Source organism: Embleya sp. NBC_00896 (assembly GCF_045207785.1).
Lineage (GTDB): Bacteria > Actinomycetota > Actinomycetes > Streptomycetales > Streptomycetaceae > Embleya.
The window spans coordinates 2519833-2543936 of sequence record NZ_CP108777.1; the positions used below are offsets into that span (position 1 = coordinate 2519833).

General features: G+C 69.8%; 21 protein-coding genes and 2 pseudogenes. 12 read left to right on the forward strand and 11 right to left on the reverse strand.

Translation table 11 applies throughout. The features are described 5' to 3' along the window. The first annotated feature begins 133 nt into the window (after positions 1-133). Complete coding sequence (locus tag OG928_RS44685) at positions 134-598, forward strand: hypothetical protein (RefSeq protein ID WP_331767750.1); 465 nt, start codon at positions 134-136, stop codon at positions 596-598. 713 nt (positions 599-1311) lie between these two features. Here OG928_RS44685 and OG928_RS44690 read toward each other — a convergent pair. Both OG928_RS44690 and OG928_RS44695 read right to left on the reverse strand, forming a co-directional pair. Beyond that, positions 1312-2025 (reverse strand): hypothetical protein, encoded by a 714-nt coding sequence (locus OG928_RS44690; RefSeq protein ID WP_331767751.1) that lies wholly within the window; start codon positions 2023-2025, stop codon positions 1312-1314. A 17-nt stretch (positions 2026-2042) separates the two neighbouring features. After that, a complete protein-coding gene (locus OG928_RS44695; protein ID WP_331767752.1) occupies positions 2043-2597 on the reverse strand; it encodes a hypothetical protein in 555 nt (184 codons plus the stop codon). 621 nt (positions 2598-3218) lie between these two features. On the opposite strand from OG928_RS44695, the gene OG928_RS44700 reads away from it, so the two are divergent. Then, the gene (locus OG928_RS44700; protein ID WP_331767753.1) at positions 3219-3881 is read left to right on the forward strand and encodes a dihydrofolate reductase family protein; all 663 of its coding nucleotides are present in this window, start codon (positions 3219-3221) and stop codon (positions 3879-3881) included. Positions 3882-3949: 68 nt separating this feature from the next. Here OG928_RS44700 and OG928_RS44705 read toward each other — a convergent pair whose 3' ends face one another. Then, positions 3950-4924, reverse strand: a complete 975-nt coding sequence (locus OG928_RS44705) for a YafY family protein (protein ID WP_331767754.1) — start codon at positions 4922-4924, stop codon at positions 3950-3952. Positions 4925-5023: 99 nt separating this feature from the next. On the opposite strand from OG928_RS44705, the gene OG928_RS44710 reads away from it, so the two are divergent. After that, complete coding sequence (locus OG928_RS44710) at positions 5024-5425, forward strand: Rid family hydrolase (protein ID WP_331767755.1); 402 nt, start codon at positions 5024-5026, stop codon at positions 5423-5425. Positions 5426-5820: 395 nt separating this feature from the next. On the opposite strand, the gene OG928_RS44715 is transcribed toward OG928_RS44710, so the two are convergent. The 4 genes and pseudogenes from OG928_RS44715 to OG928_RS44730 all read right to left on the reverse strand — a co-directional run. Then, positions 5821-6441 carry an L-threonylcarbamoyladenylate synthase gene (locus tag OG928_RS44715; protein ID WP_331767756.1) on the reverse strand — a complete coding sequence of 207 codons (621 nt, stop codon included), beginning with the start codon at positions 6439-6441 and terminating at the stop codon, positions 5821-5823. Between the two features lie 78 nt (positions 6442-6519). Continuing rightward, positions 6520-6747 (reverse strand): annotated as a pseudogene (locus OG928_RS44720) (Rid family hydrolase); the annotation flags it as partial. Positions 6748-6778: 31 nt separating this feature from the next. Continuing rightward, on the reverse strand, positions 6779-8269 hold the full coding sequence (locus OG928_RS44725; protein ID WP_331767757.1) for a carboxylesterase family protein: 1491 nt from the start codon (positions 8267-8269) through the stop codon (positions 6779-6781). Positions 8270-8291: 22 nt separating this feature from the next. Next, positions 8292-8405 (reverse strand): annotated as a pseudogene (locus tag OG928_RS44730) (MBL fold metallo-hydrolase); the annotation flags it as partial. A 188-nt stretch (positions 8406-8593) separates the two neighbouring features. Between OG928_RS44730 and OG928_RS44735 the strand changes: the two are divergent. Then, positions 8594-10354, forward strand: coding sequence for a LuxR C-terminal-related transcriptional regulator (locus tag OG928_RS44735; RefSeq protein ID WP_406291876.1), 1761 nt, complete (start codon positions 8594-8596; stop codon positions 10352-10354). A gap of 973 nt (positions 10355-11327) precedes the next feature. Further along, entirely contained in the window at positions 11328-13595 is a 2268-nt protein-coding gene (locus OG928_RS44740) for a collagenase (RefSeq protein WP_406291877.1), read from the forward strand. A gap of 396 nt (positions 13596-13991) precedes the next feature. On the opposite strand, the gene OG928_RS44745 is transcribed toward OG928_RS44740, so the two are convergent. Further along, positions 13992-14381, reverse strand: coding sequence for a DUF6355 family natural product biosynthesis protein (locus tag OG928_RS44745; RefSeq protein ID WP_331767760.1), 390 nt, complete (start codon positions 14379-14381; stop codon positions 13992-13994). A gap of 495 nt (positions 14382-14876) precedes the next feature. Between OG928_RS44745 and OG928_RS44750 the strand changes: the two genes are divergently transcribed. Next, positions 14877-16229, forward strand: coding sequence for a protein kinase domain-containing protein (locus OG928_RS44750; RefSeq protein WP_331767761.1), 1353 nt, complete (start codon positions 14877-14879; stop codon positions 16227-16229). Positions 16230-16626: 397 nt separating this feature from the next. Next, a complete protein-coding gene (locus OG928_RS44755) occupies positions 16627-17469 on the forward strand; it encodes a DUF4328 domain-containing protein (protein ID WP_331767762.1) in 843 nt (280 codons plus the stop codon). Between the two features lie 99 nt (positions 17470-17568). Here OG928_RS44755 and OG928_RS44760 read toward each other — a convergent pair whose 3' ends face one another. Beyond that, positions 17569-18072: a GNAT family N-acetyltransferase gene (locus tag OG928_RS44760; protein WP_331767763.1), complete on the reverse strand. Its 504-nt coding sequence runs from the start codon at positions 18070-18072 to the stop codon at positions 17569-17571. 5 nt (positions 18073-18077) lie between these two features. Then, complete coding sequence (locus OG928_RS44765) at positions 18078-19481, reverse strand: MFS transporter (protein ID WP_331767764.1); 1404 nt, start codon at positions 19479-19481, stop codon at positions 18078-18080. A 154-nt stretch (positions 19482-19635) separates the two neighbouring features. On the opposite strand from OG928_RS44765, the gene OG928_RS44770 reads away from it, so the two are divergent. Then, positions 19636-20151 (forward strand): winged helix-turn-helix transcriptional regulator, encoded by a 516-nt coding sequence (locus tag OG928_RS44770; RefSeq protein ID WP_406291880.1) that lies wholly within the window; start codon positions 19636-19638, stop codon positions 20149-20151. Between the two features lie 81 nt (positions 20152-20232). Here OG928_RS44770 and OG928_RS44775 read toward each other — a convergent pair whose 3' ends face one another. Continuing rightward, a complete protein-coding gene (locus OG928_RS44775; RefSeq protein ID WP_406292150.1) occupies positions 20233-20400 on the reverse strand; it encodes a LysR family transcriptional regulator in 168 nt (55 codons plus the stop codon). A gap of 96 nt (positions 20401-20496) precedes the next feature. On the opposite strand from OG928_RS44775, the gene OG928_RS44780 reads away from it, so the two are divergent. From OG928_RS44780 to OG928_RS44795, 4 genes are all read left to right on the forward strand, one after another. Continuing rightward, complete coding sequence (locus OG928_RS44780) at positions 20497-21399, forward strand: alpha/beta fold hydrolase (protein ID WP_331767766.1); 903 nt, start codon at positions 20497-20499, stop codon at positions 21397-21399. Between the two features lie 77 nt (positions 21400-21476). Continuing rightward, complete coding sequence (locus tag OG928_RS44785; protein ID WP_331767767.1) at positions 21477-21824, forward strand: hypothetical protein; 348 nt, start codon at positions 21477-21479, stop codon at positions 21822-21824. A 1-nt stretch (position 21825) separates the two neighbouring features. Next, on the forward strand, positions 21826-22665 hold the full coding sequence (locus tag OG928_RS44790; RefSeq protein ID WP_331767768.1) for a class I SAM-dependent methyltransferase: 840 nt from the start codon (positions 21826-21828) through the stop codon (positions 22663-22665). A gap of 47 nt (positions 22666-22712) precedes the next feature. After that, positions 22713-23870: a hypothetical protein gene (locus OG928_RS44795; RefSeq protein WP_406291883.1), complete on the forward strand. Its 1158-nt coding sequence runs from the start codon at positions 22713-22715 to the stop codon at positions 23868-23870. The last annotated feature ends 234 nt before the right edge of the window (positions 23871-24104 follow it).

Here is a 24104-nt window from a genome sequence, read left to right on the forward strand (position 1 = left end):
CGAATGTCATCCGCCACCACGAGCCGACCCGCGCCGAGCCCTGGTGCGAATGGCTTCGTGGCCCGGGCGCGCTCGTCGGACCCCGCGGCGACGGCCCGGCCCCCCGACGCCCTCCCAAGGGGTGAGTCGACGCATGGACATCGAGCTGACCTACGACGTGGCCGGCAGCCGGCTGCGCAAGATCGGCGACGTGGAGATCTCCTACGACCGACTGGGCAGCCGACCCCACACCCTCGGTTCATGGGCGCTCGACTACGACTTGCTCGGTTCACGCCTGCGCGTCGTGGGCGCCGCCGAGATCACCTACAGCCGGTGGGCCAATCTGCCGCGCACCGTCGGCCAATGGACCTGCGAGAACACCAAGTTCACCGCCCGCCTGCTGCGCATCGGGCCGCACGAGCTGAGATACGACAACCATGGCAGCCGCGTGTGTGGCGTCGGCCCTCTGGAGATCTCCTACGACCGACTCGGCAGCCGTCCCATTCGAGTGCTGCTGCACGGCGAGGGACAGTCGCTGCCGGACGACCTCCTCCTTGCGCTCTTCCTCGTGCTGTATTGGCAAGAGGAGAAGTGGAGGGAGTACCAAGCCGCACACTGACCAGGCAAACCGGGTCGGCGGGGTTGTGCCGTCTGCCATCCCACCAGTGTCCGTCACTGTGCCAGGAAGCCCGGTCGCCCAGCAGGACCCCCTGGCCCTCCCAGGCCCGTTGCCCCGGGCCCGGGGTCGGGGCGGCCATCCCCGGGGGCCGGCCAGTGCTCGTCCCTGGCTCGCTGCGTCCTGCGACGTCACCGTCGTGCTGTCTCACCCCAGTGCCGGCGACCACGTCACGGTCAAGGTGATGCTGCCCGGCAACCCGGGGGACCGGCCGACTGCAGGCCGTCGGCGGCACCGCCTACCAGGCCGGCGACCTGAACGGGTCCGCCCTGGCGGTGGGGGTGAAGAACGGGTATGTCACGACCACCACCGATGCCGGCGTCAGCCAGAACCCCGTGGACGCCACCTGGGGACTCAAGCCCGACGGCACCGTCGACACGGCGCTGCTGATGGACTTCGCCTCCCGGTTCGAACACGACATGACCGTCGTCGCCAAGACCGTGGCGCACACCTTCTCGCGCGGGGGTGGGCCGCGGGTGCGTGAGCCGGATCCCCAGGCTCGCGCAGGCCCGCAGGAGCCAGGCGTCCACGAAGGGACGGCCGTCTCGGGCATGCCGTCGGCCTCGACATGCGGAGAGCCGCCCCCGGGCACAGTCCCGGGGGCGGCTCCAACCTTGCGGGGGTGTACGGCTGTGGCGGTCGCGACCGTGAGGCGGTCAGCGAGGGGCGACGGGGTGCTTTTCCGCAGCGGTCGCGCGGTAACGAGCTGCGCCGTCCAGGTGCAGATATTTGGTGCTGATCGGATCGGGTTGGGTCGCGGTCAGCAGCGCAGACAGGGCTGCGGCCGACTGGCCTTCCGTCTTGCTCAACACGCCGGCCGGTCGGGGTTTGCCGCCTGTCTGCTCCCCGTGGCCGATCTGCTTGTCGTTGTACGGCAGGGTCACGAAGGGCATCCAGTCGTCTGCGGCGTACCCGCGTTCCTGCAGTCGGTACACGGCCATGATGTAGGTGTTGCCCACCTCCAGGCGGGAGTCGCCTTGAGTGGCGAACGGCGTGCGCTCGTTCTTGCGCAGGACCCACCCGGCCGCGTTCGACTTGATGGATCGGGGTGCTGCCTGGGCGGCCCCGGGACGGCTCCACAATGTCTCGTCGACGTTCAGGGTGACTTCGCGCATGATCATGCCTTCTCCGCGCTTGATCTCCTGGTCGGCCGGAAGCTCCCGTTCCGCGGTCACGGTTACGACGAGGACATGATCGGCGTAACTGACCGTGTCCACGACGTCCGTGGCTGGAATAAGCGGGCTGCCGGACAGAATTTCGGTTTGCGTGCCGCTTGCCGGGCCTTTTTGCTTGTCGTGCGTGCCGCAAGCCGCCGTGCCGGCGAGCGCGATCAGGGCTGCTGTCGCTAACGCACCCATGCGCTTTCTCATTCAAGATCCCCCGAATCTCAGTACGCGCCGTTGATATTGTCGTAGTTGTTGTACCCCAGCCAGGGGTCGTTTTGTACATAGTTCATGCACGCGAGACGTGCGTCATTGATATCGAGTCTGGGGTTCGCATCCGGGCCGTGGGTCAGGCCTACCGTGTGGCCCGTCTCATGGCACGACAGGTAATGGTTCGGGGCTCCGGTCCAGAACCGCGCGTAGTGCTGGTCGCACTTCGTGCTCGAGACCGCGTCGTCGCACCAGGCCACCCCGCCGAGGTTCGGGGGTAGCGGTCCGGCCTGCCACACCACGTCGGTCTCGCTGCCGCCGGTGTAGACGGGGACTTCTCCGGCCGTGGTGAGGTCCGTGCCGTTGAAGTCGTTGGCCGCCGCCATGAGCCCACCGGAGTCGGTGATGCTCGCTTCCCAACCCCAGGTGAAGTAGTTGTTGTCGGTCCGGCAGAACGTTTCGTTCCCGTCGTAGACGGGACCACCGGACCAACAGTTCCAGCCGTAGTTCGGGAACATGTTGTCCGTCACGGCCGCCTGCGCTTGATTCCCGGCGGAGAGGACGGTCACGAAAGTAACGGATATCGCGATCAAGAAACGCGCAAGGGCATGTGCTGATCTGGTTTTCATCCAGTCCCCCGATTTGGAGATGACAGAACAGGTTGCCCGAGCCTACGGACGGTTTGGGTGTCGATACAAGGCCGGATAAGCAAACGGCAAATTCTGATCAATTGCTAGTGATAATCACCTTGGCCATCCTTTCGTCGGGTTGATATGGCAGGACACCTGCTTTCACCGCACGCGGCCGCCCGCCGGGCCCTCGCCCGCTTGGACGCACATACGCCGAAGTGGTTCCCGAGGAATCCTTTATTCCGGATGGCAGCCGATCTTGAATTCGCCCTCCTCTTCCGGGTCGAGGTAGTCGAATTCATCGAGCAAAGAAGATCGACTTTGCTGTAGCGGGCGATTACCGACGAGCGGCGGCGGGCCTGCTCGGCCTCGGCGAGCCCGTCGACCTGCGCCGACGCGCTGGTCGGCCCGGGTGACCACGATGCCCTCGGACCGGCCGGCCTGACCGAGTGAACGCCTCTCGGTCGAGGGGTATGAAGCCGGGTGCCGTCGCGGCGATGAGTCTGCCGGCGCCGACAGGTCTACCTTCCGACCGAGACAACCAACTCATCGGGAGAAGACGTGGGCCTCATCCACATCGAGCTGTTCGCAACCCTCGACCTCGTCGGGCAGTCGCCCGGCGGCCCCGACGAGGACCCGGTGGGGTTCCCGTTCGGCGGCTGGCAGGCGCCCCTGCTGGACGAGGTCGCCGGGGCGCAGGTCGGTGCCGCGTACGAGGGTACGGACGCCCTCCTGCTCGGCCGGCGGACGTATGACCTCTTCGCCGCCTACTGGCCGTACCAGGAGGGCGGCGGGGACAACGCGATCGCCACGCTCTTCAACGGCGTCCCGAAGTACGTGGCCTCCCGCGGCAGGCCCGACCTCTCGTGGGCAGGCTCCACGCAGCTCGGCCCGGATCTGGCCGGCGCGGTGCGCGAGATCCGTGACCGGCACGAGCACGTGAAGGTCGTCGGGAGCCTGAACCTGGTGCAGACCCTCCTGCGCGAGAAGCTCTTCGACCGTCTCGACCTCTGGGTGCACCCGATCGTGCTCGGCGTCGGGAAGAAGGTGTTCGGCGGTGGCGAGGTGCCCACGAACCTCACCCTCCTCGAACCGCCTGCAGCCGGTCCGAAGGGCACCGTGTACCTGCGCTACGGGCTCGCCGACGGCACGCCCGAGACGGGGGACATGAGCGCACCCGATCGCGATGCCCGGCGCGACGACGACGCCGGCCGCACGGGGTGAGGTCGAACCCCGGCGAGCCCGGCCGGCGTTCGTCGGCTTCGGGGCCGGCCCGCAGAAGGCGGCAACTCTCAGGACGACACTCCGTAGCAGGTGGCGATCGCGGCGGCGCGGTCGCGCAAGGAGTTGCGCAGCCACTGCGGGGCCAGGGCCTCCGCGTTCGTGGCGAGCTGCCACAGCGCCCATTCGGCGTGTCTCGGATCTTGGAAGGTCACCTCCAGCCGCAGCCAGCCGTCTGCGTCGGCTTCTTCGGCGCGGACGGTCAGCGCGGTGCCCACCAGGTCCTCCCGCCGCGCCGGGTTCACCCGTACCAGCACGGTGACTTGGTCGCCGCCGGTCCGAAACTGCGTGCTGCGTTCCTGCCAGGCCCGATCCAGATCGACCCGGTCCGGTCGCTGTGCCGGTTCGGCGAGTTCCTCGGCGGCCAAGACCCGGGACAGCCGGTAGGTGCGGTCCACGCCGGACCTCGTGGCCAGCAAGTAGCCCTGGTCGCGTACGGTCACCAGGCCGATCGGGTCCACCGTGCGCCACTTCGGGGCCTGGTCCACAGCCGCGTAGTGGATGCGCAGCTTGTGTCCGGCAAATACCGCGCGCCGGACCTCGGCCACGATGGCGTCGGGCACCTCCTCGGCGGCCTGCCGACGCGAGAGGAGGTCGGTCTCCGGGTCGATGAGCAATCGCCGAGCCGCGCCGGCCGCGGTGACCCGATAGCTCTCGGGTAGCGCGTCGACCACCTTGCGCATGGCCGAAGCGAGCGCCGCGCCGAGGCCGAATACCTGCGCGCCGCGCCGCGATCCGGCGACCAGCAGGGCGAGTGCCTCGTCGTGGTTCAGTCCGGTGAGCTCGGTCTGGAAACCGGGCAGCAACGCGAAACCACCGTGCCGACCGCGTTCGGCGTAGACCGGGACGCCGGCTGCCGACAGCGCCTCGATGTCGCGCAGCACGGTGCGGGTGGATACCTCCAACTCGCGGGCCAGCGCGGGCGCGGTCAGCCGACCGTGCTGCCGCACCAGTAGCACCATCGACACCAACCGGTCGGCGCGCATACGAAAACTCTACCGGAATACACGACACAGGGTGTCGTGATTCGTTGGGAGGCTTAACCAGCACGACAAAGCCCCACCGCAAACAAGAGGTGACCCAACATGGCACACGCCATTGTCAATCCGGACGGCCTGCACAACCCGGTCCCGTTCGGCTACAGCCACACCGCCACCATCCCCGCAGGTACGGAACTGGTGCTTATCGCGGGTCAGTACGGATCGGGACCGGACGGCGCGGTTGTCTCGGCCGACTTCGCCGAGCAGGTGAAGCGGACGTTCCACAACATCGGTGTCGCTCTTGCCGCCCATGGGCTCGACCTCAGCCACGTCGTCCAGCTCAGGACGTATGTGGTGAACCATGACGTCAGCAAGCTTGGGCCGATCGCCGGGGCCGTGCAGGAGGGCTGGGGTACGAAACCGCCCACGCAAACGCTCATCGGTGTCGCGAGCCTGGCCGCGCCTGACGTGCTGTTCGAGGTCGAGGCCCTCGCCGCCCGACCCTGACCCGCCGTCGCCCGCAACCGGGCTGTTCAACCCGACGCGGGTGGCGGTTCGGCAACGCGGTGGCCTTGGGCGTGTCTTCAAACCCCCGCCGAGCACCACGACGCCCGGCATCCGCCCTTCGGGCTCCTCGCTGCGCTCGCCTCGCCGCACCGGAGAAACAGCCGAATAGAACCACTATGCGGCTGCTTCTCCGGCACGCCGATGCACGGCACCGGACGCCGCGGAGCCCGACGGGGGTTTGAAGACACGCCCTAGCAACGTGAACGGGCGCCATCGGACACGAAGGTCCGGGCAACACGTCGCCCTGATGAGGGACCGCCTCGTAGGCGAGCGCACGCTGCTTGCCTACGAGGCGTCGACGGATTCCGCCCCTCTTGCCGCCCGAAACTCGGCCGCTACTCGAACCGCGCGGTGTCGCCCGCTCCTCGGCGTACGATCTCGGCCTCGTCGCCGGAGAAGTCGATGACCGTGGTCGGCTGGGTGCCGCAGTCGCCCGAGTCCACCACGGCGTCCACTACGTGGTCGAGCCGTTCCTTGATCTCCCAGCCCTGTGTCAGCGGCTCGTCCTCGCCGGGCAGGAGCAGCGTGCTGGAGAGGATCGGCTCACCGAGTTCGGCGAGCAGGGCCTGGGCAACGGCGTGATCGGGAATCCGGACCCCGACCGTCTTCTTCTTCTGGTGCAACAGTTGCTTCGGCACCTCGGACGTCGCGCGGAGGATGAAGGTGTAGGGACCGGGCGTCGATGCCTTGATGGCACGGAACACGTCGTTGTCCAGGTGTACGAACCGGCCCAGTTGAGCGAAGCTCTCGCACACCAGGGTGAAGTGGTGCCGGTCGTCGAGGTTGCGGATCGTCCGGATCCGGCTGATGCCGTCACGGTTGCCCAATTGGCATCCCAGCGCGAAGCAGGAATCCGTCGGGTACGCGACGAGCGATCCGGAGCGGATCAGGTCGACCACACTGCCAATGGTGCGCTGCTGGGGGTTCTCGGGGTGCACATCGAAATACTTCGCCATCCGCCGACCCTACGGGGACGAACCCTACTCCCGGACAACAGATGTCACCCCGAGAGCGGCCGCGCCCACATCGCCTGGCCGCAGCGCGCCCACGTCCAGGCCCGCACCGCCCGCCTTGAGTACGGCGGTGACGTTGCGCAGCGTCTGCGTGGTCTGCTCGGCGACCGTGGTGCCGACGACCTCGCCCGTGTCCGGATCGAGCGGGAGCTGCCCGGAGACCTGCAGGACGGGGCCCTTGCGGATGCCTTGGAACAGCGGGGCTGCCAGGGCGGGTGCGTTCTCGGTGGTGATGACGGTTCTGGTCATGGGTGTGTCCTTGAGAAGGGCGGTCCGAGGGTCAGTTCCACGCTTGTCGTTCCTGGCTGCGAGGGTCGTCGACCTGAGTCCACTCGGCGTCGACGCACATCGTGGCTCGGCGCTCGTCGTCGTACGGGTCCCAGCCGGGGTCGCCGGTCCTGGCGAACCGGACCCACGTCTCGTGCATGCGAGCGGCGAGATCCGCGGGGGGCCTGTCGGGGCCGAGCAGGGCGGCGGATCCGCGCAGCTGGGGGAAGTGCGCGACATCGAAGACGAAAGGCAGCTCGACCGCGTGGGTGGCGCCGAGTTCTCCGTCCAGAGCGTGGGAGCGCCAGGCGAACTCGTAGGCGTAGGTGGCGGACTCGGAATGGGTGGCATGTGCGCCGGCCAGGGCCCAGGTACCCGCGCCGAACAACGCGTCTCCCATGATGGCGGAGCGCAGCTCACCGAAGGACGCCTCGGGGCGTTCCTTCCGGTACGTCTCGACGAGTTGCGCCGGATTCGGGTGCGAGCGCGCCGCCGCATCGTCGACGTCTCCGGCGGCCGAGGTGGCGTACTTGCCCACCGGGACCAGATAGAGGTGTCCCTCTTCGGTGTTGGTTCCGATGAGCAGGTCGATGTCGCTACCGAGCCCGGCGGCGACGGATTCGGCGGGCTGCGTGTCGAGGACCAGGCTGAAGGGGCCGAGTCCGATCAGCGGATCATCGTGCGTCCCAGTCTGCAGGTCGATGCCCGCGAGCCGGGAGGCGGCCTCGACCAAGCGCTCGTCGGAGACCTCCGCGAAGGCGTCGACCTGGGGCTCGATACCCAGTGCCTCGGCTGCTGCCCTGGTGACGCGGGCGGCCTGCTCGGTGGTGAACGCCCCCAAGCCGCTGCCGCTCTGGACGATAGCCCGGCGGAAGAGGCCGGCGGCCTCCGGGGCGGCGAGGACGCCGCCGACGATGGTCGCCCCGGCCGACTGGCCGAAGAGGGTGACATTGTGCGGGTCACCGCCGAAGACGGCGATGTTCTCCCGCACCCAGCGCAGCGCGGCGACGACGTCGAGCAGGCCGCGGTTGGCGGGCGCGCCGGGGAGGTCGAGGAACCCGGCGATGCCGAGCCGGTAGTTGAGGGTGACGAGGACGACGCCGTCGCGGGCGAAGGCCGAGCCGTCGTACAGCGCGGACCGCGTCGATCCGGCAACGAATCCGCCGCCGTGGACAAACACCATGACGGGCAGGTTGTCGCTCGCGGCAGCGGGCGTCCAGACGTTGACGGTGAGGTAGTCCTCGCCCCGGCTCCAACCGGTGCCGAAGTAGGGGGCCATGTCCACACTGCCGAGCTTGCGCTCGGACTGCGGCGCGTTGGGCCCCGGCGCGGTGGCGTCCCGTACGCCGTCCCACGGCTCGTGCGGCTGCGGCGGCGCGAACCGGCCGGCGCCGCGGGGCGGGGCGGCGTAGGGGATGTTCAGGAACGTGGCGGTGTCGTGCCGGCGCAGGCCGCGGACGGCCCCCTGCGCCGTGGTCACGACGGGGTCGGGGTGGTGGCTCATGTTTCGTGCCTTTCCGCAGGACTCAGGCCTGTTCGGTGTACGGGGCGAAGGGCGCCCAGCCCCTGATGGCGAACTTGCTTCCCTCGCGTGCCACTTCGGCGGCGCCGTGGCCGCCCAGGTGCGCGGGGATCACGCGGTCCTTGTGATTGCCGACGCCGGTGTCGACAAAGCGCCGACTCCGCGATCGCCGCCTCGGCGGGGCTGCCGCGCGCCGAGGACGCGGCCTGGCTGCCGGCCGGGCAGGCCGGGCTGGTCCGGCGGACCGGCCGGGACCTCCGGTTCCGCCACCCACTGGTCCGGTCCGCCGTGTATCACGCCGCGTCCTTGGGCGCCCAGCGCGAGGCTCACCTCGCGCTCGCCGAGATGCTGCGGGCCGAACCGGACCGGCGTGCCTGGCATCTGGCCGCCGCCTGCCCGCACCCGGACGCGGCCGTGTCGGCGGAACTGGAGCGGACCGCCGGCCGGGCCCGCCGACGCGGCGGCCATGCGGCGGCGGCCCAGGCCCTGCAGCGCGCCGCGGAACTCGCACCGCGACGCGAGGACAGCGCCCGGCTGCTGGTCGAAGCCGCCGCGGCGGCCGTGTTCACCGGAGACATCGCCTGGGTCGAGGAACTGGTCGCCGCGGCACACGCGCGCACGGATTGCGCAACCCTGCTGGCCTCCGCCGCCGTGCAGGCCGGACGGCTGGCGGTTCTGACCGGACGCCACACCATGGTCTTCTCCCGACTGGCCGACGCTGCCGAGGAGTTGACGGTCTCCCAACCCGCCGCCGCGCTGGACCTCGTGGCCGGCGCCGCCGTGGTCCGCTTCTACTCCGGAGAGGACACCCAGCGCCACCGCATCCAGGACATCCTGCGGCGCCTTCCCGAGAACGCCTCACACGCGGGCTTGCGTACCTGGGTGAGAGCCGTCTCGGACCCCTTCGACGACCGGGCCCAACTCGTCTCCCTGCTACAGCAGTTGGCCGCCGAGGCGGAAGCCCGACCGGAGCGGCTCACCACCTTCGGGATCTTGGCGTGGCTCCTGGACGAGACCCCACAGGCGGTCCGCGCCTTCGACGAGGCCTTCGACCGCTGGGAGTTGCAGGGAGCGCTGCCCGAGGGTCTGGGCGGCGCAGTCGCCTGGGCCTACGTGGAGCGAGGAAGGTGGGAACAGGCCCGTGAGGCCTGCACCCGCACCACCGCGGTCGGCCGGGCGGCCGGTCTCGACCACGCCGTGGCCTGTGCGGCCACCGTGGACGCCACCGTGCTGGCCTTCCAGGGCGATGCGTCCTCGGCCCGAACACGAGCCGAGGACGCGCTCACACTGATCGATCCGCTGGAAAGCCGCTCGGTCTCCGTCTATGCCCGTCGTGCGCTCGGTGCCGCGGCAGCCGCGGAAGGCGCCTACGAGACCGCGTACGACCAACTCCGCATGGTCTTCACGGCCGACGGCGCGCCCGTGCACTACCACGCCGCCTACCCGGCCCTCGCGGATCTGGCCGCCGCCGTGCGCTGCGGCCGCCATGAGGAGGCCGTCGCGATCGTCGAGCGCTCGGCATCTGCGCTGGCGGACAACGCTTCACCTCGTCTGCGTGCGCTTATCAGCCGAGCCCGTGGCCTGCTGGCGGGCCCCGAGGACGCCGAGCCGCACTTCCGGGCGGCTCTGGCGGATCCGGTACTGGAGTACTGGCCCTTCGAACGCGCTCAGACCCTGCTCGACCTCGCCGAGTGGCTGCGGCGTCGTCGGCGCATCACAGAGGCGCGTGGGCCGCTCACCGAGGCCCTGGAGATCTTCCGTCGCCTGGGCGCGCGCCCGTGGATCGAGTGTGCCCGGGCCGAATCGCGCGCCGCCGGCCTCGACGTCACGGATGCGGCCCCCGACGCGCTCGCCGAACTCTCCCCGCAACAGCAGCAGATCATCAGGCTTGCCGCCCGCGGGCTGACCAACCGTGAGATCGGCGAGAAGCTCTTCCTCTCTCCGCGCACGGTCGGCTCGCACCTCTACCGCAGCTTCCCCAAGCTGGGCATCACCGCCCGATCCCAGCTGCGCGACCTCATCGAGGACACCCTCGCGACGGGGCGGCCCACCAGGAATCAGGAATAGGGGCACGTCCGGCCATGAAAGCAGTCACCTGACGCATACCGCGCGCCATCCGGCCGGACCAGACTGGCCACAAGGGCGAGGCAGCGGTAACCCGCCAAGTGGCCTCGTCGTCCTGGTATTCCGATTCCCCCGCTTGTCCTCAAGGCCGTGCGAAATCGCAGGCCCGAGTCCAGTGGGCCGGGCTGAACACGGCCTCAATCCCACGCCTAGCTCCGCGACGCCCGACACCGCACCTCGTCGCCCCCGGTGAACCGCCCGAATAGAACCACGCTCGTCGCGGCCGTTGATGGGCAGGCAGAGCAGATCGGCTGCATGACGGGCGAGTTCGGCGGTGAGCCGGGCGTCGGCGCGGGCGTCCCATCCGGCACCGCCCGCGCCCGCCGGCGCACCTGTTCCGCGACGCCCGCCCCGACATAGCCGCGATCGTGGATGCCGACGCGCGGTGGTTGTGCGTGTCGTGCGACGGATTCGTCTGCGGTCACCGCAGGGGCAACCGGCCCCGGGGATGGGCACATCGGGCCGGATCTTCGAGCCCCTGACACTGCTTGCCCGCGAGACGGCCACGGGCCTTCTCGCCGAGCGGGCCGCCGAACCGGGCAGACGCACAAGGACCGGTCCGCGCCGCCACGGCCGCCTCAAGACCGTCATGAAGGTCTCGAGCCGCGCACGCGTCACCGGAACAACTCGCCTCGGCCGCCCCGGACTTCGTCGAACGATGGCCCGCCGACCCGTAAACGACCGGTTCACGCTGCCCGATCCCACCGAACACGACCTCGCAATATGACGACGTCTCAGTTGTGCCGGGCAGCAGTCCGGCCGAGGCTCTTCCGGCGTGATGCGACATGTGCAATGTTACATGTCGCATGTCAACAGGCTGCGTTCCAGTACGCGGCCGACAACGGCTCCGGAGGCCCCACAGATGAGTCCCTCCCGGATATCAAAGGCCAATGCGCGCAGACTCCCTGCGCTCGGCGTGGCCTTCTTCATGGCGCTCGGCCTGTTCGCGCCGCAGAGCCACGCCGCCCCGGTCGGTGCCACGGCCCCGGCCGGTGTGAGCGCCACCAAAACCGCGGCCCCGGCGCCGCGGTCGATCCCGGTCCCCAGGTCACCCGACGCCAAGACCGACAGTTCCGGCTTCAAGATCTCCTCGCCGGAAGGCACCGAGGAGTCCGGCCCGCCGGCCGCCCCGACCGCCGAACCCGCCAAGGGGGACAGGCAGTTCTCGGCCGCCGGGGACGAGTGCGGCGACTTGTCCGGAGTGATCAACGCCACGGGCAGCGCGCTGATCCAACAACTCAAGGCCCTTCCCAGGGTCACTTGCACCTACCCGCTGTTCAACCTCACCGGGGAGACCGCGCGAACGGCCTTCCACGAAGCCAAGATGGTGACCGTCGCCGACGCGCTGCGCGACACCTCCGCGACGTACCCGGGCACCAACACCACCTCCATCGGACAGCTGGTGATGTTCCTGCGCGCCGGCTACTACGTGCAGGACAACCACGCGGACGCCGTCGGCGACTACGGTCCGGCGTTGGACACCGCGGCCCGCGGCGCGCTGGACGCCTTCTTCGCCTCCCCGCACAGCAAGGACGTCACCAACACCAACGGCGAGACCCTCAACGAGGTCGTCACGTTGATCGACAGCACCCACTCGGCCGGCCGGTACGCCGGCGTCGTCAAGTGGCTGCTCGCCGGCTACGACGCCACCTGGCCCGGCCAGATGACCCTTGCCGTGGAGCACGTCGAGTGGGTCGTCGAGAACGGCTTCAAGGCCAAGAACGACGGCCGCGGTTGGCGGGCCGCCCTCAAGGCCGACCCCGCCCTCCTCAACACCTGGGCCGACTTCATCATCCGCAACAACGCCCAGCTGAACCGCTTGGACGTCGTCAGCAACGTCGGCCGTTACCTCGGCTACGCCCTCGACATCCCCGAGCTCAAGGACCGGGTCCGGCCGCTGCTGAAGGACCTGATCAACCGCTACCCGAACGTCGGCCCCACCGCACCGATCACCATGAACCTGGCCTGGTACACGCGCCAGTTCGACAGGAACAACTGTGCGGCCTACGCCATTTGCGACCTCGGCGACCGTGTGCTCCCCGTGGTCCTGCCGATCCAGCACACCTGTAACCTGAACCTGAAGTTCCGTGCCCAGGACATGTCCCCCGGGCAGCTGGCCACCACCTGCACCAACCTGATCAACCAGGACGCCTACTTCCACCGGGTAATCGGCGACAAGGGCGCGATCCCCGGCGATGTGAACACCAACCTCGAGGTCGTCGCCTTCGACGACTACGCCCAGTACGCGCTGTACGCCTGGGCCATCTACAACATCGACGTCGACAACGGCGGCATGTACGAGGAGGGCAACCCGACCCAGGCCGGCAACCAGGCCCGCTTCATCGCCCACGAGGCCGACTGGCTGCGTCCGTCTTTCGAGATCTGGAACCTCAACCACGAATACACCCACTACCTCGACGGCCGCTACAACATGTACGGCGACTTCGAGGCCAGCCTGACCACGCCGACCATTTGGTGGGTCGAGGGCATCGCCGAGAACGTCTCGTTCGGCTACCGCAACGAGCGCAACGCCGATGCCATCGCCGCGGCCGGCAAGAAGACCTACACGCTCAGCGAGCTGTTCGACACCGTCTACGGCCAGGACGAGGACCCCGACGTCAACTCGGCCCGGGTCTACCGGTGGGGCTTCCTGGCTGTCCGCTACATGCTGCAGGCGCACCCCGCGGACGTCGAGACCGTGCTCGCCAAGTACCGCGCCGGTGACTGGAACGGCGCCCGCACCTTCCTGAAGCAGACCATCGGCACCGGCTACGACGCCGGCTTCGCCACCTGGCTGACGACCACCTGCGCCACCGACGACTGCGGCCCCCTGCCGGAGGCCTCGTCCACCCCGCTCTGCACCATCGCCGACCCCCGTCAGTTCGACAAGAACTGCCGCCGGGACAACCTCGCTGCCACCACCGGCAACTACAGCTACCACTTCCTCTACCTGCCGGCCGGTGTCAAGGAGCTGACCATCACCAGCAGCGGCGGCACCGGCAACGCCGACCTGTACTACGGCGGCAGCAACTGGGCCACCACCAGCAACTACCAGGCGAAGTCCACCAACGCCGGCAACGGTGAGACCTTGACGATCGCCGCCCCGCCGTCCGGCTGGGTCTACTTCACCCTCGCCGCCTCGCAGACCTTCGGCGGCGTGAGCGTCACCACGCAGTACAAGTGAGCCGGTCCGCCGGGAATGGCGCTGAGCCCCGGCGAACCAGGATCCGCTGAGCAGGATCTGCTCGGCAATACGGGCCCCGCCGGCGTGGCACTGCCGCGAAACGGGGCCCAGGCGTGACGGCGGTCCTTGCCACCCGGTTGCGGCCGGCAAGGACCGCCCCTCGCGTCCGGGCGGCTTCAGTGGTGTCGGTGATCGGCTCCGTGTGCGCCTCCTCGACGCCGCACGCATGGACGACGTCCAGGGCCTGTACGGCCAATCGGACGGCAGCCCCGCTCGGCCGGGCGCCGCGTGCCGTGAATGGCGAACCCCCCATCGTCGAGGGAACATTGATCCGCCTGGAAGCCGGAACGAGCGTTCGGAGTCGGTGCTGTCCGTGCCAGGAGCGGGGGGCGCGAATCAGTGGGGTGTGTGCCCGGTGCGATCTCCGCTTCGGCAGCCGGCGCCGCCGATGTAGTACGCGTTGAGATAGTTCGGACCCGCGCCCGGGAGCTGCGTGGGGCCGGGGCTGACGCAGAGGTGGTAGTCGTTCCCGCTGCCGCCCCCTCTGACGTCGACGTGGACCCGCACCGTCGTCTCACCGCAGTGGTTGTACGCGGCGAACTCGGACTCGCGGACCTTGTACCGGAAGAAGCCGCACGGGGTGGAGGCCGCATCCGCCTGGCGCACTTCCGGCCCACGCCCGGCCTCGGCGTGGGCCGGACCAGGGAACGCCATCACGGTCAGCGCGGTGAGGGCGCTTGACGCTGCCACCAGGACGACTCGAAGAGGACGGGGGGAGAGCTTCACGAACACTCCTTGGGGACGAGCCATGACGATGGACGACCAGCTGATCGGCTCTGCCTGACGCCACGACACCTCCTGCGCGTCGCACTGGTACCGACATCGTAACTCCATGTACTTGTTCCGTCACCGAAATGAATACCCGGGCGGGCCAGTTGCCTCCCGCCCGCCTTGCCGACGGTCCGCGCGAGGCACGGAACGGGCGCCGACCGGACCCCCGGGCCTGGGTGACGCAGTCCTCCGCGATGTCCAGGCCGACCGCCCGGGCGGGGCCCAGGGCCGCGAAGTGAGCGAGGTTGTCGCCGCGGTTGCAACGCGCCGTCCGACTACCGGCCGACGATGAAAGCGCCGAGGCGTACGATCGATCCGGTTCTACGCGGCAGTACGCCTTTTGTCCAGCAGCGCACGCGTAGTTCTCGTCATTCGGGTCGCACTTCGGCATGTGGGCGCGAAGGGTGGGTAAGGACCCGGGCATTGTCGGGACCGGGCCGGGGAGACTGCATGACGGCATTGCCGCGCCGCATACGGCGTCCCCTTCCGCGTAGCGGCGGCATCCTCGACGGTCGCTATCGCCTGGGGCAACTGCTGGGCGCGGGCGGTACCGCCGACGTCTTCCGGGCCGTCGATCTGCGACTGCGGCGGGAGGTCGCGGTCAAGATCTTCCGACCCGGCGCGTGTGCCGTGACGGCGGAACGGTTCTGCCAGGAGGCGGTGTTGCTGGGCCGGTTGACGCATCCTTCCCTCGTCACGGTGCACGATGTCGGTTGGCACGAGAGTTGCACGTATGTGGTGATGCGCCTGGTCAGGGGCGTCACCCTGCGGGAGCACGTGCTGGACGGCCCCCTGACGGGCGACCGCGTGGCGAGGCTCGGCGCGCGACTGGCCTCGGCGTTGGAACACGTACACGCGGCCGGCATCGTGCATCGGGACGTGAAGCCGTCCAACGTCCTGATCGGCCCCAACGACGTCCCGTACTTGGCGGATTTCGGGATCTCGCGTCTCGTCGACGAACCCACCCGCTCCACACCCGGCACGATCGTCGGCACCATCCCCTACCTCGCGCCCGAACAGATCCTCGGTCAGGGTTCCGGGCCCGCGTGCGACGTCCACGCCCTCGGCCTGGTCCTGCTGGAGGCGCTGAAGGGCGAACGCGAATATCCGGGAGCCTCCCTCGAGGCCGCCCTGGCTCGCTCGCTGCGCTCGCCGTGCATCCCGTCCTACGTGCCCGGCGAACTCGCCTTTGTGATCGAGGCGATGACGCGAACCGATCCCGCCGCCAGGCCCGGCGCCGCCGAGTGCGTCCGCCTGCTCGAAGCCGCCGCGTCATCGTCCACGCCCACGTCCGGCGCGCCGCGCCAACCGGAAGTCGCGACCCGCCACGCGTCCGTCGACGGGGTCCCTCCGTCGACCTCGGACTCGACTCCTCCGGTCGCATCCGATACCGAGGTGGTGCGGCGGAGACGACATCGCCTGCCGGCCACGGCTGTGGTCGCCGGCATCATCCTGGGCGCGACCGGGGCGACCATGGCGGTCCTCGACAACCACGCCGCCCCGGACGCGGGCAACAGCCGCCCCGCACCGACCACCGCGCCCCTCCCGCCTTCCACGCAGCCCGCGACCCCACCCACCGCGACCCCGACGACGGCCTCCACGCCGACATCCTCGGCGTTACCCACACGTGCGACCGCTCCCGCTCCACCCCGGGAAACAACCCCCGCCGTCGACAACCAGATCTCCTCACCCGCCGGTGACGAGTCCCCGACCCGAGGCTCGAACAAGGAGCCGGGAAGCGACACCAAGACCAAGGAGAAGAGAAACAAATCCGGCGAACCTTCCGGCAAGCCGGAGAAGTAGACCAGCGCCCAACCGGACCCGCCCCGGGGAGACGCCGGACCACGACGGGCACAACGACGAACCCCCGTGGCGTGGAACGATGTTCCACGACATGATGTCCGTGGCGGCCCGTACACGACACGAGGCCGGCGGGAATCGGCGACGCGAGGACACACGCGACCACCCCGCGATCATCGACGGGGGACCGAGAACAGTGCTGTGCTCAACGTGTGGCGGGCCCTCCAGCACGCCCGGCCGCTGCACCGACTGCGTTGTCCGGAGCATCGTCCCGCCTCCCGCGCAGGACACCCGCGGCCCTTGGGGCGCGGGATCCGACGTCGCTCCGCCGGCCCACCTGCCGCCGCCGACCCACCCTTGGCCCCACCCGGCCTGGGCTCGCCCGGCCTGGCCCCATCCGGTGCCCCACCCGCGCCCGTTGCGAGGGCTCGCGATCGCCCTGTACGTCCTCCTGGGAGTCCACGCCGCCCTCTCGGTGTTCGACGGCATCTGGCTCCTCGAACGCGCCTTCCAGTGGGACGACATCGCACGGGACCGGACGCCCGGAGGCGATCCCCACAACACCGGCGAGGCGGTGACCCTCCTGTGGCGCCTGAGCGCGATCCCCTACCTCGCCCTGATCGTGGTGTTCCTGATCTGGTTCCACCACGCGCGCGCCAACATCGACACGTATCCCGACCGCCGGACTCGGACGTTGTCCCCCGGCTGGTCGATCGGCGGTTGGTTCTGCCCGGTGGTCAACCTGTGGTTCCCCATGCTGATCACCCGGGACATCTGGCGCGCCAGTGACCCACATCCACCCCACCCCGAGGCTTCCACGCGCGGCGGGCTCCCCCTGGTGTGGGCCTGGTGGGCCACCTTCGTAAGCGTGGTCCCGCTGTACGCCTACGTCCGCTACGTCCGCCCCGACGGCGAGCCGGACATCTCCAGCGACACGTTCGACCCGATCGCCCATGCCGAGGCATCCCGCACCGCGGACATCGCGCTTGCCTGCGGCTACCTGATCCTGACCATCTCCGCAGGCCTGCTCGTCGCCGTGATCGCACGCATCACCGGCTTCCAAACCGAACGCGAACACCGCATGGCCGCAACGCAGTTCCGGCCACCGCACTACGCTCCCACGCCACCGACCCTTCGCCACCCCACCGCCGAGGCGATCGCTCCCGCGCGCCTACCCGACGCCCCGCAGCCACCACCTCGGCCACAACATCCACCGACCCCTCAGACGACGCCGCCCTCCTGATCGGCAACGCCCGCGAGACGACCGCCACACCGGCCTGGACGGTCCCCTGCCGGTGGATCCGGACCAGCCGACTTGGTAGCGGGGCAACCCGGGCTTCGTTCAGTACGAGGCCTCCGGCAGGTACATGACGTAGTGCCACTGTCCGTCCTGCAGTCCCGTGTACCGCAGGTCCGGCAACGCCGCGCACAGTGCCTTGCGCGCGGCCTGGTTCCCGACCTGGATCTGGGCGTGTAACACACGCACCGTGGCCGCCTGGGCCGGCGGCGCGACTTCCTTGACCAACCGCGTGCCGAGGCCGTTTCCCTGGTACCGGTCGCAGACCAGGGCGGCGACATCGGCGTGGCGGGGATCGCTGTTCAGTCCGTACTCCGCCCAGCCCACGATGCGGCCTCCGCTCTCGGCCACGTACGCGTTCCAAGTGCGCCGCGCCCAGCCCTCGGTGATCCGAGCCAGGTACCAGTCGGGGATCGTGGTGTACGGCACGCCGAACCGCAGGGCGAGTGTGTCCTGCGAGATGCCGGCCACGGCCTGGCCGAGCCTGTCGATGTCGTCCGCGCGCCAAGAGCGCAGGTGCACGGTATTGGACGCAACCACGGTGGTCACGGTGATCAGCTCCGGGTGCGGCCGGTGATGCCGAAGGCGGTGGCGGCGGACCCGGCGGCGGTGGCGGCGATGAACCACCAGGCGTGTTGGAAGGTGTGCGTCGGATCGTGTGCGGTGCCGGCCGTGCCGAGGACGGCGACCAGGATGGCGACGCCGAGGACATAGCCGAGCTGGCGGCTGGTGTTGACCACGGCGCTGCCGGTGGCGGCCTGGGCGCCGGGCAGTTGGGCGGTGGCCTGGGAGAGCATGACGGGCATGGCCAGGCCGATGCCGACGCCGATGACGAGCCATCCCGGCAGGATCTGCGTCGCGTACCGGGTATCGGGGGACGCACCGGCGGCCAGCATCAAGGCGCCGCCGGCGAACAGCAGGTTCCCCGCCGCCACCAGGGCTCCGGCCGGAACGCGCGTGGCCAGGCGCTGGCCGACGGCCGCGAACAGCGGCACCATCAGCGGGCCCGGGGCAATGGCCAGGCCGGTGACCAGGGTGGAGTAGCCGGCGGGACCTTGCAGCCACAGCACCACGGACGGGAAGACCGCGCCGAAGGCGGTGCAGAACAGCAATACCGTGATGTTGGCCCAGACGAACGCCGGTGTCCGGAACAGGGCCGGATCCACGACCGGTGCCGGGTGACTCAGGATCCGAACGACGAACACCGCGATACCGGCGGCGGCGACGGCGAAGGTGCCGACGGTCGCCGCCCCGGTCCACGCCCACTCCTGGCCCTTGACCAGGCCCAGTGAGACCGCGCCGAAGGCGACGACCAGCGCCGCCGTGCCGAGCGGGTCCGGCATGCGCACGGCCGAGTCGTCACGCAGGTCGGGGAGCACATGGCGGGCCGCCGCGAACGCCGCCACGCCGACCGGGATGTTGATCAGGAACACCCAGCGCCAGGACAGTTCCACCAGGCCGCCGCCGACCACCGGGCCGACCGCGGCCGCGAACGAGCTGGTGGTGGCCCAGATCCTGACCGCTCCGGTCCGGCGCTCCGCCGGCAGCACGGTGAGCAGCAGCCCGAGGCCGGCCGGGGTGAGCACGGCCGCGCCGACCGCCTGTATCCCGCGGAAGAACACCAGCCACCACAACTGGGGCGCCAAGGCGCAGGCGGCGCTCGCAGCGGTGAACAAGGCCAGTCCGGCGAGGAACGCCGGTTTGCGGCCGTACCGGTCCGCGAGGCGCCCGGCCGGGACCAGCAGCGCCGCGTAGACGATGGCATAGGCGTTGAGGACCCAGCTCAGGTCCGCGAGCCGCGCGTCGAATTCGGCGCCGATGTCGGTGAAGGCGACGTTGACCACGAACACGTCGAGCATCGCGACGAACGCCGCGGAGCACACGACGAACGTGATCGCCGACGGTCTACCGGGGTCCTGTCGCACGCCCTCGGTGGCTGGTGTGGTCTGCGTGGCCATGGGAATCCCCTTGCGATTTGTACCGGATAGCCGGTCGAAGGCAGCGGCCTGCTTCCCACTCCCGGAGCAGGAGGCAGAGCTCTAACTATCCGCGAGTATAGGCAGGGGGGTCTGGCTATACAAGGATCAAGCTGAAGCGGGTACCATGGACCCCATGCCGGTTGTCATGGAGGGCGCGCTGGCCGATCTCGGCGCGTGGAAGACCGACCACTGCTCACTGGTCAAGGCGCTGGAGGTGGTCGGAACCCGCTCCGCGCTGCTGATCCTGCGCGAGGCCTGCTACGGCACGACCCGGTTCAGCGGCTTCGCCGGTCGTATCGGCATCACCGACCGCGCCGCCGCCCAGCAGTTGCGGCGCCTGACCGAGGCCGGCCTGCTCGCCAAGCGTCCCTACCGGGAGGACGGCGGCCGCACCCGCGACGAATACGTGCTCACCGACATGGGTCGCGACCTGTTCCCGGTGATCGTGGCCCTGATGCAGTGGGGCGACAAGCACCTGCAGGACGGCACGGCGCCGCTGCACTACGTCGATCACGAAACCGGCGTCCCGGTCCACGTCGAAGTGCGCAGCGAAACCGGAGACGCGCTCGAACTGGAACAGGTCGGCGTCCGGAAGAATCCCGCATGGCGGGCACCGAAGCAGGCGCCGCAACCGAACACGGCTTCCTGACCAACGTCGCCGTCACCCAGAGCGTCAGACTTCTGGCCCGGTCACGATCAGCGGCGCCCAGCGGATGGAAGGCAGCCTCGATCACAGTGCGGGCTGGATACAGCTCCGGGAACGCACTGCGGCAGGGCCGGCCTGGCCTTCGACGCACAACCGCCATGGCATGCCGAGACGGGCGGCCGCCCGACCGAACGAGCCCTCCTCGGCGATGGCGGCCATCGCCGCCAGATGGCGCAACTCGACGTCGGTCACACGTTTCAGCGTAGCGACGATCATTGGCATGAGCGATCGAATCGATCGAAAATCATCGCTTTTCACGATGGAGTCACGGGCTCTAGCGTGCTGGACATGACCCCTCAGCAATCACACGGCGAGCGACTTCTCGAGATCAACGGCATCGAGCTCTGCGCTCAGACCTTCGGCGACCCGGCCGCACCCGCCCTGTTGCTCATCGGTGGCGCCGAGGCGTCGATGGACTGGTGGGACGACGAGTTCTGCGAGCGCCTCGCCGCCGGCGGGCGGCACGTCATCCGGTACGACACCCGGGACACCGGCCGCTCCACAACCTTCCCGCCCGGCGAGCCGCCGTACGGAAGCGACGCCCTGCTCGACGACGCCGTCGGCCTGCTCGACGAACTCGGCGTCGCGGCCGCCCACATCGTCGGCGTCTCCATGGGCGGCGGCATCGCCCAGCACCTGGCCGTACACCACCCCGACCGGGTCGCCTCCCTGACGCTCATCGCCACCAGCCCGGGCGGGCCCGGCGGCCCGGGCCGCCCCGACCTGCCGCCGATGAGCGAGGAACTGGCGGAGAAGTTCGCCGAGGGTGGCGACGAGGCGCCCGACTGGTCCGACCGCGAGGCGGTCATCGCGTACTACACCGACGGCGAGCGCACTTTCGCGGGCACCATCCCCGTCGACGAGGAGCGGGTGCGCCGCGTCGTCGGCCGCGCCTGGGACCGCGGCCCGGCCCTGGCGTCGGCGCAGAACCACTGGCGGCTCGACGGCGGCGAGCCCGTCCGCGCCCGCCTCGGCGAGATCACGGCGCCCACGCTGGTGCTGCACGGCACCGCGGACCCGCTACTCCCGTACGGGCACGGCGAGGCGCTGGCACGGGAGATCCCGGGAGCACGGCTCGTCCCGCTCACGGGCATGGGGCACCAGATGCCGCCGCCGGAGCTCTGGGACACCGCGATTTCAGCGATCCTTTCAGTCTCCGAATCAGTCTCCGAAGCCCGGCCGACCACGTGACGAAACCAGAGGGACTCACCGGACACGACCTGCCGGGGCCGGTGTGAGACGACTTCACATCGGCCCAGGCGCGGCACATGGACGAAGGCCGCCCCCAGCGATCGGTTCGGCGGCGAGCGGTGTGGCCCGCCGGATTCCCGGGCAACGTCAAGCCGATCCGCCGAGCCGCCCGGCTCGATGGCTTCTTCCCGGCCAATCTCGAGCACCCGGACCAGCTCGCCGAGGTCGTCGCCACCCTCACCGAACTCCGAGCGGGCGTGACCGGACCGTACGAGATCGCCATCAGCCTGCCCCTCGACGCCGATCCGCTGCCGTACGCCGCGGCCGGCGCGACCTGGTGGCTGCCGGAGTTCGAACCGGGTGTACGGCTCGACGCGGTACGCGGCGTACTCCGCGACGGCCCAGCGAGTCCGGGAGGCGATTGAGGTGTTCGACTACGACGCCGAACTGAGCCGCTACAACGTGCGGCTGCGAGCGGCTGCCGGCGTCCGGACCGCTGATCGCGTGCTCGACATCGGCTGCGGCACCGGACAGACCACGCGAGACGCCGCCGGATCCGCGCCGTTTGGAAGTGCACTCGGCGTGGACCTGTCCGGCCCGATGGTGGACCGTGCCCGCCGGCTGAGCGAGAAGGGGGGAATCCGCAACGTCGCCTTCGAACGGGCCGATGCCCAGGTCCACCCCTTCGCGCCGGGAGGCTTCACCTTGGGGATCAGCCGGTTCGGCACGATGTTCTTCACCGACCCGGTCGCGGCGTTCGCCAACATCGGGTGGGCGTTGCGGCCGGGGGCGCGGCTGGTGCAGCTGGTATGGCAGGCCGAGGACCGCCAGGAGTGGTTCGGTGCGATCCGACATGCGTTGGCCGGTGGTGGGATGGCGCCGGCCGGACTCGGCGATGGTGCCTTCTCGCTGGCGGATCCGACCGTCGCGGCCGGCGTGCTGACCGCTGCCGGCTTCACTGCGATCGAGATCACCGAGGTTCGCGAGCCGATCTATTACGGTCCGGACGCGGCCCGCGCCCGCGACGCCCTGTCCAATCTGCGGATGGTCGAGGATCTGGTCGCCGACCTGGACGCTGCGGCGACGGCTCGTGCCTTCGGCCGGCTGCCGGCCACGCTCGACGCCCATGACACCGGCGAGGGCGTGTGGTTCGACTCCCGCGCCTGGCTGGTCACCGCGCGTCGTGCAGTGGTGGGAAGCGTAGAGACCGGTTTCACCCCCTCGCCGCTCCCAGAAGGCGAGACCCCCGCGCCCTGGAGATCCTGATCGCAGCGGGATCCAACCGGGCTCCCCGACAGCACAAGGAGCCTGTTGTGCGATTCGCACCCAAGGCGGGCAGCGTGCTCACCGCGGTCGGGCTGGCCCTCGGGCTTGCCACGATCCCCGCCCCGGCCCACGCCGCACCGATCACCTGTGACGAGGCGGCCCTCGTGGACGCCATCGACGCGGCCAATCTGGCGGGCGGCGGCACCATCGATCTGGCCCCGAACTGCGTCTACTCCCTCGATACGGTTGAGCCCCCGGTCGGCGGCAGCGGACCGAACGGGCTACCGGTGATCACCGAGCCCATCACCATCAACGGCGCCAACTCCGTCATCGAACGCGCCGCCGCGCCCCTCACCCCGAAGTTCCGCATGTTCGAGGTCGGCGGCACGGACGGCGAGCTCACCCTCAACAGGATCACCCTGCGCAACGGCAACCCCGCCGTCCTCGGCAGCGAGGACGGCGGTGCCATCCTGGTCAACGCCGGCCGCGTCCTGGCCGTCAGCAGCAGCAACCTGGCCGGCAACACGGCTCAGGAGGGTGGCGCCATCGCTTCCCTCGGCGGAAGCAGCACCACGATCTCAAGCACCGTCGTCAGCGGCAACGTCGCCTTCTTCGGCGGTGGCGGCCTCTACAACCTCGGCGGCAGCGTCACGGCCCGCTCCAGCATCGTGTCGGACAACAATGCCCACCACGGCAGCGGCATTCACAACCTCGGCACCCTGAACCTGCAGTCCAGCGTCGTGCGCAACAACTCCGCGACGCTCATGGGAGGCGTGGGGGGCGGTGTCTACAACACCGGCACCGCGACGATCAGTAGCAGCAGCGTGCAGAAGAACACCGCCGGCATCGGCGGCGGCCTCTTCAATCTCGTCGGCTCCATGACCGTCAACTTCAGCTCCATCAGCGGCAACACCGCGGAGAACGAGGGCGGCGGGATCCGCAACTACGCCACACTCGGCCTCAACTCCACCAGCCTCTCGAACAACAAGGTCACGGCTGCAGGCTCCCAGGGCGGGGGGCTCTACAACGGCACGGGCACCGCGACTCTTACCGGCAGCCTTGTGACGGGCAACAGCGCCGTGCTCGAAGCCGGCGGCATCTTCGAGAATCCCGGCAGCACGGTCAACCTGGTGAGCAGCTTCGTTTCCGGCAACACACCCGACAACTGCCGACCCCCCGGGGCCGTCCCCGGCTGCACCAACTGACCAGCCCCACCCGCCCGGGCCGCAAGGCGACGCCCCGGTCAGGCCGCACAAGGCGAAGCCCGACGGCGAAAAGACGGACCCAGCCCGACGGTCCCGGAACGGAGCGCGACGCCTGGTGCGCGGTCCGGGACTCCGTCGGCTGCATGCCCGACCGGACTGCTCCCACCGCGGCCGACCATGGTGGCGGCGCAAAGCTGTTTGGCCGCCGGCACATCGACCTCTCCGGCGTCGACG

Bases quoted from the DNA above. Each gene is read 5' to 3' on its own strand.
- OG928_RS44765 (WP_331767764.1), bottom strand. From the start codon at position 19,481: ATGGCCACGCAGACCACACCAGCCACCGAGGGCGTGCGACAGGACCCC.
- OG928_RS44770 (WP_406291880.1), top strand. From the start codon at position 19,636: ATGCCGGTTGTCATGGAGGGCGCGCTGGCCGATCTCGGCGCGTGGAAG.
- OG928_RS44715 (WP_331767756.1), bottom strand. From the start codon at position 6,441: ATGGCGAAGTATTTCGATGTGCACCCCGAGAACCCCCAGCAGCGCACC.
- OG928_RS44785 (WP_331767767.1), top strand. From the start codon at position 21,477: ATGGACGAAGGCCGCCCCCAGCGATCGGTTCGGCGGCGAGCGGTGTGG.
- OG928_RS44710 (WP_331767755.1), top strand. From the start codon at position 5,024: ATGGCACACGCCATTGTCAATCCGGACGGCCTGCACAACCCGGTCCCG.
- OG928_RS44750 (WP_331767761.1), top strand. From the start codon at position 14,877: ATGACGGCATTGCCGCGCCGCATACGGCGTCCCCTTCCGCGTAGCGGC.
- OG928_RS44685 (WP_331767750.1), top strand. From the start codon at position 134: ATGGACATCGAGCTGACCTACGACGTGGCCGGCAGCCGGCTGCGCAAG.
- OG928_RS44725 (WP_331767757.1), bottom strand. From the start codon at position 8,269: ATGAGCCACCACCCCGACCCCGTCGTGACCACGGCGCAGGGGGCCGTC.
- OG928_RS44780 (WP_331767766.1), top strand. From the start codon at position 20,497: ATGACCCCTCAGCAATCACACGGCGAGCGACTTCTCGAGATCAACGGC.
- OG928_RS44705 (WP_331767754.1), bottom strand. From the start codon at position 4,924: ATGCGCGCCGACCGGTTGGTGTCGATGGTGCTACTGGTGCGGCAGCAC.
- OG928_RS44690 (WP_331767751.1), bottom strand. From the start codon at position 2,025: ATGAGAAAGCGCATGGGTGCGTTAGCGACAGCAGCCCTGATCGCGCTC.